Origin of the sequence: Saccharicrinis fermentans DSM 9555 = JCM 21142, from assembly GCF_000517085.1 — a bacterium.
GTDB classification, from domain to species: Bacteria; Bacteroidota; Bacteroidia; order Bacteroidales; family Marinilabiliaceae; genus Saccharicrinis; species Saccharicrinis fermentans.
In genome coordinates this window covers 141,545-155,396 of the sequence record NZ_KI912107.1, presented here as the reverse complement: position 1 = coordinate 155,396, position 13,852 = coordinate 141,545, and the positions used below count along the sequence as shown (strand labels likewise).

Here is a 13,852-nt window from a genome sequence, read left to right as displayed (position 1 = left end):
CGCCATTTTGCTATTTGGAATTGGTATAAATAAATTATATTGCTATGTAGACATTACAAAACCTTGATGAATAGTGCAAAGTGGAGATTACAATTAAAAAAAAGAGGCTTGTATTTTTTTTTCAATTTTTCCTAAACCTGTCTTTTATCAGGTTAAGTATTGACAATATGGGGATTATAAAGAAATTTTTCTTTAATTAAGCAAGGTATTAAAAGTGACTTCAAAGTTGAAACCTTTAACTTATCAAACTCCAGTTCATTTTTTGCCGGGCCAGCTTACGAAGTTGTTTATTGAGAATTTGATTTTCGGGTTTCTCCAACGTGGGGTCATTATCTAAGATGGCATTGGCCACATTACGGGCATGTTGTAACAATTGGGCATCACGGGTAAGGTTCGCAATCTTCAACTCAAAAGGCAAACCGCTTTGCTGAGTACCTTCCAAATCACCCGGACCACGTAGTTTCATATCGGCCTCGGCTATTTCAAAACCATCATTGGAATCTACCATGATGTTCATTCTCTTTTTACTATCCTCGCCCAATTTATATCCCGTCATCAAGATACAATAACTCTGTTCAGCTCCACGTCCTACACGCCCTCTAAGTTGATGCAATTGCGACAGGCCAAAGCGTTCTGCGCTCTCGATAATCATCACTGAAGCATTGGGCACGTTCACGCCCACCTCAATCACCGTAGTTGCCACCAGTATTTGGGCTTCTCCTTTAGCAAACTCCTGCATAGCTGCATCTTTTTCAGCAGCCTTCATCTTTCCGTGTACCATGGTAGTTTTATACTCTGGAAAAGCAGCCTGCATATATTCCAAACCTTCTGCCAGATTTTTATAATCCATCTTTTCCGATTCCTCAATCAAGGGGTACACCACATAAATCTGTCTTCCTTTTTCAATTTCAGTTCTAATAAAATGATTCAGGTTGTTTCTACGATTATGAAAATAATGTTTGGTTTCTATGGGCTTTCGACCGGGGGGCAATTCATCAATCACAGACACATCCAAATCACCATAAACCGTCATGGCCAAAGTACGAGGTATTGGAGTGGCCGTCATCACCAACACATGGGGAGGAATGCTATTTTTCTTCCACAACTTAGCTCGTTGCGCCACACCAAAGCGATGCTGCTCATCGATAATCACCAAACCTAAATTATTAAATTGAACCACATCTTCGAGTAGAGCATGCGTACCAATCAATATTTGCAGTTCACCACTTATCAATTGAGCGTGAATCTGCTCTCTTTCCTTCTTTTTGCTAGAACCTGTAAGCAGCTTCACATTTAAATCCATCCCCTGTAACAGCTCCATAATAGATTCGTAATGTTGCGTTGCAAGAATCTCGGTGGGCGCCATCAAACAAGCCTGAAACTTATTATCAAGGGCAATCAACATCACCATCAAAGCCACCATTGTTTTGCCACTCCCCACATCCCCTTGAAGTAAACGATTCATCTGCCTTCCTGAACCAATATCATTTCTAATTTCCCGTATTACACGCTTTTGTGCACCTGTGAGTTCAAAGGGAAGATTATTATAAAAAAAATGATTAAAAAAATCGCCCACATTAGCAAATATATGTCCTTGGATACGAAGGCTCCGCTGATTCTTTAATTTTAAAATACTAAGCTGAATGTAAAAAAGCTCTTCAAATTTCAAGCGAAACTGGGCTTGTTCCAAAGCCTTTGAATTGGGAGGAAAATGTACCGTACGCAGTGCCTGATCTAAAATCATCAATTTGTACTGCTGCACAATATAAGCAGGCAAGGTTTCTGAAATAGCGCCTTTGAACGACAAAAATATGTTCTGTTGCATCTTCTGAATACCTTTTGAATTCAAATAGCCTTTCTTCATCCTTTCGGTGGTATTATAAAAGGCCTGTAAACCAGATGTTAAACGAGGCTTGCTTTCATCTACCTTTTCCATCTCCGGATGAACAATATTGTATGTTTGATTGAACTTACTAGGCTTACCAAAAACGATATATTCAGCCTTTGGATCAATACCTGTTTTAATCTGCTTTATAAATTTAAACCACACTAGCTCAATCTCCCCTGTTTCATCGGCAAAGCGGGCCACTAAACGCTGCGACTTTCCTTGTCCGACAGAATTCAGTGCAACGACCTTACCACGCAATTGAATATGCGAGGAAGTACTGTCTATCTCCCTAATTTTAAAAGTCCGGCTCCGGTCCACATACTTATAAGGGAAATGATACAACAGATCCTCATAAGATTGGATTTTAAGTTCACTCTTTAGTAATTCGGCCTTTTTAGGACCTACACCCGGCAAATAAGTTATCTCTTTAGTAGACAGTTCTGACATAAAACACTATCAAAAAATAGAAATTACAAAAATAGAAGAAAGCATAACATGTTCCAAAAGCGAGGCACAAAGATGACAAGTGATCTCTTCACAAGGCACCTAATCTCTTCGGTAACAAAGAGACCATCTCAAGCCAACATAATCTTTAAGACAGTCTCTTATGTACTCTAATCTGCAATATGGTGATCTATAAGCGCACTTTGACAGCTTCACTTGCCTTATTGGCCTTAGCCCTGGCTTCCTCAACGGAGGCTCCCCTAGCCAAACACACACCCATTCTACGTTCTCCTTGCACTTCAGGCTTTCCAAATAATCTAATTTGCGTATCCGGATCTGTCAAAGCTTGTTCTATGCCGGAAAATGAAACCTGTGCAGAGTTCCCCTCCACCATAATCACACTACTGGCAGCAGGTCCATGCTGCACTATATTAGGAATAGGTAATCCAAGAATGGCTCTCACATGCAAGGCGAACTCACTTAAATCCTGTGATATCATGGTCACCATACCAGTATCGTGCGGACGAGGGGAAAGTTCACTAAAGTAAACCTCATCACCTTTCACAAAAAACTCCACTCCAAAGAGTCCTCTACCGCCTAAAGCCTTCACGACTTCTTCAGCCATCCTTTTGGAGTCGACCAATGCCTTTGAGCTCATCGCTTGAGGTTGCCATGACTCCTGATAATCGCCGCCCTCTTGCCGGTGACCAATGGGTGCACAAAAAGAAACACCCCCTATATGACTGATGGTCAACAAGGTTATTTCATAATCAAAATCCACAAAACCCTCAATAATCACCCGGTCACTGTTACCCCGTGCACCATCCAAGGCATATTGCCATGCATCATCAATATCATCCGGGCTTTTCACCACACTCTGTCCTTTACCCGAGGAGCTCATAATAGGTTTAATCACACAGGGAAAGCCGATCTCTCCCACTGCTACTTCAAACTCCTCTTTGGTTCCTGCAAATCGGTAAGGCGAAGTTCTTAATCCCAGTTCTTCGGCAGCCAAAGACCTAATACCTTCGCGATTCATGGTTAATTTTGTCGCATTGGCTGTTGGAATCACATTAAACCCTTCATTTTCCAGCTGTAATAGAGTATCTGTGGCAATAGCCTCCACTTCCGGAATAATGTAATCAGGCTTTTCCTGACGAATAATCCGAGCCAGTGCCTCTCCATCCAACATAGAAACCTCATAGCTGCGGTGGGCCACTTGCATGGCCGGCGCGTTTTTATACTTATCCAAGGCAATCACTTCAACACCATATCGTTGAAGTTCAATCACCACTTCTTTACCCAACTCACCCGAACCTAACATGATCACTTTAGTGGCAGATGCAGACAGTGGAGTGCCTATGCTTACTTTTGCTGTATTAGTCATACGTTTATAATTTTCATTTGCTACATAAAACCCGCCAACTGAATCATTATCTTGTAGGAGAAAGATTATCCGATGGCTCGTTTCATATATTCTATTTCAATCAGGTAATGTTCAAACGCGCAAAAATAGTCTTTTTAATTGGGAAGCAAAAAACTGAAAGACAAGCAAGTGAAAATTGATTCATCCAGAACCAAACACACATGGTTTTTCACCCTAATCCAATCAGACGCATTGACCGATTAGAGCATATAATCTTCAACTCGCCATCGTAAAGCTTCTCGCCAGGCCGGCCACGGGGCTATTGCTCTGGCCTACCCTATGGTTCATTAACTGATAGGTGGTATTTATATGGAAGATATTCATTAAATGAGAGTTCTTGAATATGGATTTTTACAATTAAAAACTTCTATGTTTTTTACTTGAAATTGTTATTAAATTTGAATATCAACACCCCTAATTTCAAGCCCTTAGCTTCAGCGGGTCAGTGCCAAAAGTTGGGTATAAATAATGTCTATAGTTGTCATGCAAATATTTCTAGTAACCTGGACAAGAAAAACATTGTAATCCCATTTCTTTTTTGGTAAGCAGTAACAAATTAAAATCTACCTTGCTTACATTTTAAAACGTGGCAGAATCTTATTTTAAGGCAATTTTAAGTAAGGATAACAAACAATTATTTTGTTTACTGATTTAGCTTTTTTAATGTTATGAACATTATTTCTCTAAAGTAAATGGGCACACAAAGAAAACAAATAAACTTACCCAAAGGCTATTTGGAGAAATTAGAAAGACTTAGATATAACGAGAGTACCAATAAGAACTTATTCGAAATGCATGAGAGATTTTTGTACTGCATTTAAGAACGATGATCTTTCAGAAATAGGTATTAACGAAATGAATGAATACTTACATCATCAGGCACAGATGTATTTTATCATTCATTTATTCTGCAGGTCTCAGACGTAGTGAACTTAATTTATATGAAGATGAATTATGGAATTCGACGTAAAATAAAAAAGTGCACAATACCACCTTATTTGGTATATATTGTGCACTTTTAATCATGATATATTATATATATATGCACTATAGTGCATTTACTAACAAGTTGAACGAAAGCTCCTTCGTCGCTAATTAGAAAAGTGGTAACTTAAAGTATTATTCATTAATACTTTATAAGATGAAAAAAAACATTACGCGCGCAGGTCATTCAAGAAATGCGCTTACGCGGTTACAGTGAGAGAACTGTAGATACTTATGTATCTATGCTCTCGATTTTGGCAAAGTATTACAGGAGGTCTCCGTCAACACTTAGTCATCAGGAAGTAAAAGATTTCTGCTATTATCTTCTTCAAGAAAAAAAGCTTTCGAACAGTACCATCAACCAAATGATTAGTGCCTGGAAAATATTTTGGGTGGATATACTTGGGAACAAGTGGGATGGCATTAAGATAAAGCGTCCAAGAGTAGCGAAGAAACTACCCACGGTTTTGTCTCAGTCAGATGCCTATCGTTTGGTGACAAGTTCATATAATGTCAAACATCGTACATTAATGATGTTGACTTATGCAACGGGCATGCGGTGCGAAGAAGCTCTAAGTTTGTTGCCTGAGCAAATAGATTCGGCACGTTTGGTTGTACGCATAAAGGGCAAGGGTAATAAAAGCCGAGAAGTACCACTTCCAGAGGATATATTAGAACAACTCAGAATTTATTTTAAACAGTATCGTCCTTCGAAGTATCTTTTTGAGGGCTTTAAAAAAGGGAAGAAATATTCCGCAACAAGTTTTCGTAAGATAGTATCACGTGCTGCCTTATCAGTAGGTATAAATAAAGGCGTATCGCCTCATGTGTTACGACATTGTTTTGCTACTCATATGCTTGAAAGAGGTATCAATTTGAAACGGTTGCAGTTACTGATGGGACACAGTTCACTAAAAACAACCTCAGGTTATCTTCATTTGGCTCACCCTTACCTTGGCGAAGTTCCCAATTTGTTAATTCCAATAAAACAGGCACAGCCATGAGTCACACCGAAAATAGTAAACAGAAAATAGAAGTGGCCGATGTTGTGAGGAGCTGTCAAGATGATATTGCTACCAAGTTAAGGTTGAACAAAGAACAACAAAAAGCTATTGAAGCTATAACAAGGTGCCGTACATCAGAAGCAGGCGGTCATATTGCGTATTGTAATAACAGCAGCTGTAGTTACAGTCAACAGTCCTATAACTCTTGTCGCAATAGACATTGCCCCAAGTGTCAGTATTTAAAGCAGCAGCAATGGGTCAATAAGCTCACTAGTCGATTAATGCCCGGACGCTACTTTCATATTGTATTTACCATACCAAGGGAGCTACATCCATTGTTTTACATCAACCAACAAGCATGTTATGACTTACTGTTTCGTTCTGCCTCCCAAGCTTTACAAAATGCAGGACGCAATCCTTCATTTTTAGGTGCTGATGTTGGAGCACTATGTGTACTGCATACCTGGGGGCAAACATTAATGTATCATCCCCATATTCATATGCTGGTTCCCGCTGGCGGCCTGTCTACGGATGGTATGGAATGGGTTGCTTCGCCCAAGAAGTTCTTTGTGCCCGTAAAGGCATTGTCTGGCATGTTTAGAGGTATACTAGTTAAGCAACTCGAAAAACTACTGATCAAGGAAAAACTGAGGTTACCTAAGGAGTTTGAAGGAGCTCAAATGTTGAAATCAGAACTGTACAGTAAACGATGGAATGTATACTGTAAAAAGGCGTTTGGGGGTATCAACAGTGTATTACAATACTTGGGCAGATACACCCATCGGGTAGCTATATCTAATAATAGGCTAACATCTTTATCGGACAAGCAAGTGAGCTTTACCTATAAAGATTACAGACAAAATAGCAAGCAAAAACAAATGACCTTAAATCAACTTGAATTTGTGAGGCGTTTTATACATCACGTCTTACCTAGCGGATTCTTTAAAATCAGATATGTTGGCATACTTGCAACGGTACATATACATGGTAAACGAGAACAGGTAATTGCACTAGTGGGTGAAAATATGTGGTTGTCAAACCTCGAAGGCCTTACCTCATATGAAGTGTTAAGAGCATTAATAGGAAAGGATCCTTGCATATGCCCCAAATGCAATAAAGGCATAATGGTTCGCACAAGGATATTGCACCAACTAGAATGACATTAAGCAGATAAAACGTTCTTTGTTTCATGGATGCAAATAAAACAACCGTTCATGTGGGTGTAACGGGATTGTTATGCCTTAAACCAAACGAAATTAACATGCTGATGAAAGAATGTTGTATAAATAACAGAGAAATATTAGGATCAGAGCGTTTACAAAGAAAAAGAACTAGATGAAATGTGCATAGGTTAGGCCGCCTTCGTTCAACGTAATTTTATCCTTCATGACTAATAAATATTAGCAATCATAATTTTGGATATTTATCAATGTTCAACTTTTTACTTATCTTGGTCGAACAAAGGATAAAATCCTTATAAGTTGGGTGTAATTTGATCAAACGATGCGGATTTGGTGTTTTTACCAATTATTGGTAACTTTGGTTAAAACATTAAAAAAATGAAAAATACTTCAATATCTCTCGGTAATTATTTTGACCAATTTATACAGACACAAGTTTCTGCTGGTCGATATAAAAATGTAAGCGAAGTTATTCGTGCAGGCCTTAGACTTTTAGAAAATGAAGAAAGTAAAGCGATTGCTTTAAGAAATGCTATCCAAGAAGGAATTGATAGTGGAATTGCTCACGATTTTGACCCTCAAAAGAATCTTGAACAATTGAAAGCCAAAAAGAAAAGGAATGGCTAAATACGAATTGACTAACAAAGCTGTACAAGACTTAAATAATATTTGGGATTATACATTTGAAACGTGGTCTGAATATCAAGCAGACAAATATTATGAAATTCTACTTAGTAGCTGCCAAGACATTGCGAACAACCCTGAACTTGGCAAAAACTACACTGGAATAACCTCTAAATTATATGGGGTAAAAGTAAATCGACACATTATTTTTTATCGCAAATCTTTAGACAATACGATTGAAATAACAAGAATTCTACACGAACAAATGGACTTAAAGAATAGAATAGCAGAATAAAAAACTACACCCAATCGGAGACTGCCGCTGCCATTAACCTAGCGAAGAGCCTCTCACCACGACTTTTTACGCCATAAAAAGTACGTACGGGTAACTTCGTTATTCCTCTTCACAAATTAAAATACTATTTTAATTTATTCGATCATATACGGCGGTTCCTTACATCATGGGGAATCGAAGATCGGCGGAGCCAATTTGCCGTCGGTATTTACTGCGCTAACCGCTCACAAATAACCTTCACTGCTGTCGTCACCAACAACCACCACGTTTTTACATTCGTAAAAAGTGCCACTTGCTAATGGTTCGAAGCGTTACCTCCGCCCGTGATGGGACTTTACGAATACAAATGTTTATATTAAAGAATTCGTGAACTTCGTTTCACCCTCTGGATAAAATAAAACACACCCATACCCATGGTTTATTGAAGATAATTTGTATTTTCAAACTTTTTCAACAACTTCGGGTGTGGGTGTACTGCAGCACATGCAGGGCACACACAGTGCATAAATCGCACTAAAACAACGGTTTATCCTTAACGTTGTATGTAAGGCTCAACAAACTATCAATAATAAAATGAAAAAAATTAGTATTATATTATTCACAACATTATTCTTTATTTCATGTAAGAATAAAATAGAAAAACCGAATATTGTATTTGTTTTTGCAGATCAATGGCGCGCAGAATCATTAGGCTATGCTGGAAACCCAGATGTTAAAACACCTAATATTGATCAACTTGCTTCTGAGGGAGTTTATTTCACAAATGCAATTTCCACAGAACCTGTATGTACACCTTATAGGGCAATGTTGTTAACAGGCCAATATCCATTAAAAACTGGTATGTTTATGAATGACATTTTGCTTGATCCTACATCCGAAAGCTTTGCGAAACTCTTTAAGAAGCAAGGTTATAATACCGCATATATTGGAAAATGGCATCTTGACGGAAATGGTCGTTCGGCATTTATACCAAAAGAAAGAAGACAAGGCTTCGACTATTGGAAAGTGTTAGAATGTTCACATACCTATAATAACTCAACATATTGGGGAAATGATGATGAGTTACATTCGTGGGAAGGATATGATGCTGAAGCTCAAACAAAAGATGCTATTACTTATATTGAAGAACAATCAAAAAGTAAAAAACCATTTTCTTTAGTACTATCTTGGGGACCTCCTCATGCGCCTTATCAAACTGCACCCAAAGAATTTCAAGATTTATATACTAATGTTGATATAAAACTTAGGCCAAATGTGCCAGAAGAATTTACTAAAAAAGCAAAGAAAACCTTAAAAGGTTATTACGCACATTGCTCTGCATTAGATAGTTATATAAAACAATTACAAGACGCAATTAAACGATGTAATATTGAAGAAAATACTATATTCGTTTTCACTTCAGACCACGGTGATATGATTTATAGTCATGGTGAAACTAAGAAGCAAAGAATCTATAACGAATCTGCGAAGGTACCTTTTATAATTAAATATCCGGCACTATTTGGAACTAATGGTAAAAAAAGCGATTTCCTATTAAATTCCTTGGATATATTACCTACTATGTTGGGAATGTCAGGATTGAATATACCTGCAAATTTAGATGGAGAAGATATTACAGATGTATTGCTTGGAAAAAAAGAAGACACTCGGAAGGCTTCTCTTGTAACTTGTATCCAACCATTTGGTCAATGGAGTAGAGCTAGAGGAGGAAAAGAATTTAGAGGTGTTATAACAAAAAAGTATACGTACGCCAAAGATTTATCTGGAGATTGGTTACTTTTTGATAATGTTTCAGATCCATACCAGCTAAAAAACTTAAAAGGAGATCCCGCTTTTGAATCTATCATTAAAAATTTAGAGGAAACTCTAACAGAGGAGCTTAAGCGTATGGACGATGAATTTTTAACAGGCTCTTCTTATGTTGAAAAATGGGAACATTCTATTGATTCAACAGGAACTGTACCTTATAAATGGTAATTTAGCTTTCAAATTTAAGAATAGATATAGCCCTACATACAATCGAATTCTAAGACTTAAACAAACATTTTTAAAGAATTAATTTCTAACTTTATTCTTGCCGAACAGCGACCGATGGTGATTATTATACCGAAGATTTCTTTGCATTAAGGTATGCTTTATTTAAGGCATACCTTTTCCTTTTACACAGGCATCGAACCTGTATAAAAGGAGCCGAACAACTCCTTTAATAAGCCTGAAAACCTAAGATTCTAACTGGTTCATTTCAATGAAAGAGTAAAAGACTAATTTGATTGATAGTCCTAAAAAACTGGAGTAGACCTTAGTTCACTTTTACTCTTTTCGGTTAATTCAAAACTAAGTTATTTTAATCTGATTGTCCAATACAAAGCTAAAGGAGTAGACTGCCGCTAGGCCATTAGCCTAGCGGGAGCCTTAAAAACAGGTTTAAATCTGCTGGCATTTTCGCTTTAATCCTTAATTGCTTAATCTTCTGAATGAAACTGGGTAACATACTATGTAACGTTGGCTCACCCCCAGTTACAACAACAGCATCAAGCATTTTGCTATTTTGGCTAATCCATTCCAAAATCACTTCTTCGCTTAACTCATTTGAATGGTCTTTTAGATCAGAATCTATTAATTGAGGATTGTGACAATAATTACAACTAAAATTGCAGCCACAAGTAAATATTACTGCCGATATATTACCTGGGTAATCTATCAAGCTTTGTTTATGGAAGCTTATAGTTTGCTGTCACTTTTTTAATTAACTGCTTTACCGAACTTGTTGGCAGTTGGCTTTCGCCTAAGGAAGTATGAAAAACAGTACCTCCGGTATATTTGGTTTGCAATGAATATTGAATACGTAAAGCCTCAAATAAATCATCAGTATAATTTACAGGCAATTGGGTTGAATTTGTATAGTATGGTTGACCTCCTTTTGGGTAAGTTTGCTCATTAGCTACAATTATATCGGGACAATGACTTTTTTGATTACCAAAACGTAAATAGACTTACAGCTGCGGGGACAGCTCCTGATTTTAACAAGATTCCCTTTTCATCCAAACACAAAAAAAAGATGTGTTAAGAAACCAATAAGTGACTGTGCAAGTTTACTTCAAAATAAAGAGTCTTCAATATTTTCGTTATCAATAGAAAAAAAATATCTAATACTCTAGCTCCCATTTCCTCTGGGTTACAGATTGTTTAAAACTATTTTTCATTTTTTTAGCTGAGAATCATTATTTGTAAAGTATATTTGTCGCATCATTGGTTTTCAAATTTCAATTTAACAATCAGTTTAATTGAAATAGAAATTAAAAGGGAATGTCGTGTAATTCGACAACAGTTCCCGCTGCTGTAATTCTCAAAACAGCTTTAGGTATTATTCCATTGCCCGCCAGTTGGCGGATGAGAAGGAACCTAAAGTGAGATAAGTCAGAAGACCTGCCAGTATAACATAGATTTTGCAGTCTGCGGAGAACAGATAGCTAATCAGAACGATGTTTCCTTGGCCTTCCTTTCTCATCGTATGCTGCAAAATCAAAACTTAATAGGTAACGAAAATTGCAGTAACGATGAAAAAACAAAAAATTGACATTCGTTTTGGGGTTCTTTCCCTTTTAGTATTATTTGCAGCTTTTAGCAGATTAATACCACATCCTCCAAATTTTGCACCCATAGCGGCTATGGCACTGTTTAGTTCAGCCTACTTTTCAAAAAAGCACATTGCACTTATTATCCCGGTTTTATCCATGTGGCTTAGCGATATAGTCATAAACAACACTATTTACGCTCAGTATTTCAATGGTTTCACCTTTTTCTATCCAGGATTTTATTGGACATACCTGGCTTTCATTATCATTGGTGAGCTTGGTTTCTTTCTTCTTAAACCAATTAAACCTCAAAACATCCTTGTAGCTTCTTTATCAGCATCACTATTGTTCTTTTTAATCTCAAATTTTGGGGTGTGGACTTCCGAGACAATGTACACAAAAGACTTTAGCGGTTTACTAACATGCTACACTGTGGCTATTCCATTCTTTAAAAATTCATTAATGGGTGATTTAGTTTATTGCGGGATCCTATTCGGTTCCTTTGAATTTGCACAATATAAAATACCGACATTAAAATTAAAGACAATTTAAAAAAGATTTTAAAAACGGAACGGCAGCGTTCGCCAAAACTATCTGCCGTCCCTCAGTAATAACACAATTAATAATAATTTAAAAATTGCATTATGAAACAAATGTACTTATTAGTTGCAATATTCTTGTGTTGCTCTATGAGCCTTTTAGCACAAAGGCCAGAAAATGTATATGCTATACAAGCATTACAAGGTAACAAAACTACTGAATCACCAGCAAGTAAGAAATCTACTCCAACTGCTTCTCTCAGCACATCTCAATCGGCATCACGTAGCTGTGATGATTGTTATACTGCTGATTTTGAAATTAGTACAGATTCGTTAATAGATAAATATACCTATACAAAGGTATGGAATCATACTTATGAATACAACGACCAAATAGCTGCCAATAGAGGATTTTGGAATTATGAGGAAGAATGTTTGACTTTTATGCACTATGCCGATACTACTTGGAGCAGTATGCCTTACTGGGATGGATTTACTGTAAGTAATACACGGGCTTTTGATTGCGACCCATCATGTGATTCCACCTGTACAAATTTCCACAGTCAGTTTGCTGCAATGCCTAAAGATGGTGCAAAAAGCAGGGAGGATGATATGTACGCTGTTATGTATGATGGATATAACGAAGGTTTCTTCGCATATAGACATTGTGGCCTAGCTTTAAGTCAGGATGATTCTATCTGTGGGCTTTTCCTAACCTTAAACGCATACACATACAAATCAATTAAATGTGGTGATGGTTTTGCTGATGCTTTTGATTATGGAGATTACTATTATGTAACTATCAGAGGCTTTTTGAACGGTACACAAACTGATACAGTGGCTTATTACCTTGCTGATTATACAGGTTCGACAGCTTATGTTGTTGATAACTGGAAATGGGTAAACCTACAAAGTTTGGGAACAGTGGATTCTTTAGCGTTTGAACTTACAACCAGCGATGCAGGGCAATACGGCCCCAATACACCTATGTATCTTTGTGTAGATGAGATTAAAGTTGGTTGTACTACTTGTGCGTCAACAAATAATAATCATGCTACTTTACCAACACCCGGGTATCCTAATTCAAAAGCAAAAGCTCAAGCTTCGGATTTAACAATTACGGTTTTGCCTAACCCTGTAAGCAGTGTACTTACTGTAAAAACAGAAACAGGCAGTAATATTAGCATTTTTAGCAAAGAAGGTAATCTTGCTAAAAAACTAAAAACAACTGCTTCTTCATTTGACATTCCTGTTAGTGATTTATATCCCGGAATGTATATAATCCATTGCGAAAATGGAGGACGTACAGCATCAATAACTTTTATTAAAAACTAATTATACAAAATAAAGCATCTATGGGCTTAGTATGCCCATAGATGTTCTTTTTGCATTAAAAATATTACACAAATGAAATTTATTTTATCACTTATATTCCTGTTGGAGATTGCCATAACGGGAATACATGCTCAGGAAATCATATCTGCTTCTGCAGGTGATGTTTCGTGCAATGCAGGCTCGGTAAGTTATTCAGTTGGGCAGGTAGCATACAATACTAACTCAGGCGCAAATGGTACTGTAACACAAGGCGTACAGCAAGCCTACGAAATTTATGTAACAACGGGGATTAAAGAAACGGGTATCAGCCTTGCGGTATCGGCATATCCTAATCCAACAAGCAATTACCTTAATTTGAAAATAGAAAACTTAGAACATTTAACCTTGAATTTTCAACTTTTTGACATAAAGGGTAATTTATTACAATCACAAAACATTATGGGCAATGAAACACAAATTGACATGAACAATTATTTACCGTCAACCTATTTTGTGAGAATCATTAACCAAAATCAATCAATCAAAGAATTTAAAATTATTAAACAGTAGAAATAAAG

Annotated in this window: 12 protein-coding genes, 1 pseudogene and 2 riboswitches; of the genes and pseudogenes, 9 read left to right on the top strand and 4 right to left on the bottom strand. The window is 37.1% G+C overall.

What is annotated here, in order from left to right; translation table 11 throughout:
- Positions 1–235 precede the first annotated feature (235 nt).
- Together recG and purT are read right to left on the bottom strand one after the other, a co-directional pair.
- Positions 236–2,335, bottom strand: coding sequence for an ATP-dependent DNA helicase RecG (recG, locus tag CYTFE_RS0100760; RefSeq protein WP_027470239.1), 2,100 nt, complete (start codon positions 2,333–2,335; stop codon positions 236–238).
- Positions 2,336–2,522: 187 nt separating this feature from the next.
- The gene (purT, locus tag CYTFE_RS0100755; RefSeq protein ID WP_027470238.1) at positions 2,523–3,719 is read right to left on the bottom strand and encodes a formate-dependent phosphoribosylglycinamide formyltransferase; all 1,197 of its coding nucleotides are present in this window, start codon (positions 3,717–3,719) and stop codon (positions 2,523–2,525) included.
- Positions 3,720–4,924: 1,205 nt separating this feature from the next.
- On the opposite strand from purT, the pseudogene CYTFE_RS31380 reads away from it, so the two are divergent.
- From CYTFE_RS31380 to CYTFE_RS24365, 6 genes and pseudogenes are all read left to right on the top strand, one after another.
- Positions 4,925–5,146 (top strand): annotated as a pseudogene (locus tag CYTFE_RS31380) (phage integrase N-terminal SAM-like domain-containing protein); the annotation flags it as partial.
- Positions 5,135–5,746, top strand: a complete 612-nt coding sequence (locus CYTFE_RS24370) for a tyrosine-type recombinase/integrase (RefSeq protein ID WP_262505569.1) — start codon at positions 5,135–5,137, stop codon at positions 5,744–5,746. The pseudogene CYTFE_RS31380 and the gene CYTFE_RS24370, both read left to right, overlap by 12 nt.
- Positions 5,743–6,906 (top strand): IS91 family transposase, encoded by a 1,164-nt coding sequence (locus tag CYTFE_RS0100745; protein WP_027470237.1) that lies wholly within the window; start codon positions 5,743–5,745, stop codon positions 6,904–6,906. The genes CYTFE_RS24370 and CYTFE_RS0100745 overlap by 4 nt, the downstream gene beginning before the upstream one ends.
- A 399-nt stretch (positions 6,907–7,305) precedes the next feature.
- A complete protein-coding gene (locus tag CYTFE_RS0100740) occupies positions 7,306–7,554 on the top strand; it encodes a type II toxin-antitoxin system ParD family antitoxin (RefSeq protein ID WP_027470236.1) in 249 nt (82 codons plus the stop codon).
- Positions 7,547–7,846: a type II toxin-antitoxin system RelE/ParE family toxin gene (locus CYTFE_RS0100735; RefSeq protein WP_027470235.1), complete on the top strand. Its 300-nt coding sequence runs from the start codon at positions 7,547–7,549 to the stop codon at positions 7,844–7,846. The genes CYTFE_RS0100740 and CYTFE_RS0100735 overlap by 8 nt, the downstream gene beginning before the upstream one ends.
- Positions 7,847–8,419: 573 nt before the next feature.
- Complete coding sequence (locus CYTFE_RS24365; protein WP_044214150.1) at positions 8,420–9,823, top strand: sulfatase family protein; 1,404 nt, start codon at positions 8,420–8,422, stop codon at positions 9,821–9,823.
- A 418-nt stretch (positions 9,824–10,241) separates the two neighbouring features.
- Here CYTFE_RS24365 and CYTFE_RS31750 read toward each other — a convergent pair whose 3' ends face one another.
- Positions 10,242–10,550 carry a radical SAM protein gene (locus tag CYTFE_RS31750; protein ID WP_052342902.1) on the bottom strand — a complete coding sequence of 103 codons (309 nt, stop codon included), beginning with the start codon at positions 10,548–10,550 and terminating at the stop codon, positions 10,242–10,244.
- A 7-nt stretch (positions 10,551–10,557) separates the two neighbouring features.
- On the bottom strand, positions 10,558–10,794 hold the full coding sequence (gene nrdD / locus CYTFE_RS29225) for an anaerobic ribonucleoside-triphosphate reductase (protein WP_152541872.1): 237 nt from the start codon (positions 10,792–10,794) through the stop codon (positions 10,558–10,560).
- A riboswitch (cobalamin riboswitch) is annotated at positions 10,753–10,936 on the bottom strand. Its footprint overlaps the gene before it by 42 nt.
- Before the next feature lie 143 nt (positions 10,937–11,079).
- Positions 11,080–11,294, top strand: a riboswitch (cobalamin riboswitch).
- A gap of 109 nt (positions 11,295–11,403) precedes the next feature.
- Here nrdD and CYTFE_RS0100715 point away from each other — a divergent pair.
- The 3 genes from CYTFE_RS0100715 (at position 11,404) to CYTFE_RS0100705 (ending at position 13,844) form a co-directional block, all read left to right on the top strand.
- The gene (locus tag CYTFE_RS0100715; protein ID WP_044214149.1) at positions 11,404–11,973 is read left to right on the top strand and encodes a DUF6580 family putative transport protein; all 570 of its coding nucleotides are present in this window, start codon (positions 11,404–11,406) and stop codon (positions 11,971–11,973) included.
- 92 nt (positions 11,974–12,065) lie between these two features.
- The gene (locus CYTFE_RS0100710; RefSeq protein WP_081735870.1) at positions 12,066–13,295 is read left to right on the top strand and encodes a DUF4465 domain-containing protein; all 1,230 of its coding nucleotides are present in this window, start codon (positions 12,066–12,068) and stop codon (positions 13,293–13,295) included.
- Between the two features lie 72 nt (positions 13,296–13,367).
- Positions 13,368–13,844 (top strand): T9SS type A sorting domain-containing protein, encoded by a 477-nt coding sequence (locus tag CYTFE_RS0100705; protein WP_027470232.1) that lies wholly within the window; start codon positions 13,368–13,370, stop codon positions 13,842–13,844.
- Positions 13,845–13,852 lie beyond the last annotated feature (8 nt).

What these genes read in the sequence shown, in the direction of transcription:
- recG (WP_027470239.1), bottom strand. Translation starts at nt 2,335, where the DNA reads ATGTCAGAACTGTCTACTAAAGAGATAACTTATTTGCCGGGTGTAGGT.
- purT (WP_027470238.1), bottom strand. Translation starts at nt 3,719, where the DNA reads ATGACTAATACAGCAAAAGTAAGCATAGGCACTCCACTGTCTGCATCT.
- CYTFE_RS0100745 (WP_027470237.1), top strand. Translation starts at nt 5,743, where the DNA reads ATGAGTCACACCGAAAATAGTAAACAGAAAATAGAAGTGGCCGATGTT.
- CYTFE_RS0100740 (WP_027470236.1), top strand. Translation starts at nt 7,306, where the DNA reads ATGAAAAATACTTCAATATCTCTCGGTAATTATTTTGACCAATTTATA.
- CYTFE_RS0100735 (WP_027470235.1), top strand. Translation starts at nt 7,547, where the DNA reads ATGGCTAAATACGAATTGACTAACAAAGCTGTACAAGACTTAAATAAT.
- CYTFE_RS24365 (WP_044214150.1), top strand. Translation starts at nt 8,420, where the DNA reads ATGAAAAAAATTAGTATTATATTATTCACAACATTATTCTTTATTTCA.
- CYTFE_RS0100715 (WP_044214149.1), top strand. Translation starts at nt 11,404, where the DNA reads ATGAAAAAACAAAAAATTGACATTCGTTTTGGGGTTCTTTCCCTTTTA.
- CYTFE_RS0100710 (WP_081735870.1), top strand. Translation starts at nt 12,066, where the DNA reads ATGAAACAAATGTACTTATTAGTTGCAATATTCTTGTGTTGCTCTATG.
- CYTFE_RS0100705 (WP_027470232.1), top strand. Translation starts at nt 13,368, where the DNA reads ATGAAATTTATTTTATCACTTATATTCCTGTTGGAGATTGCCATAACG.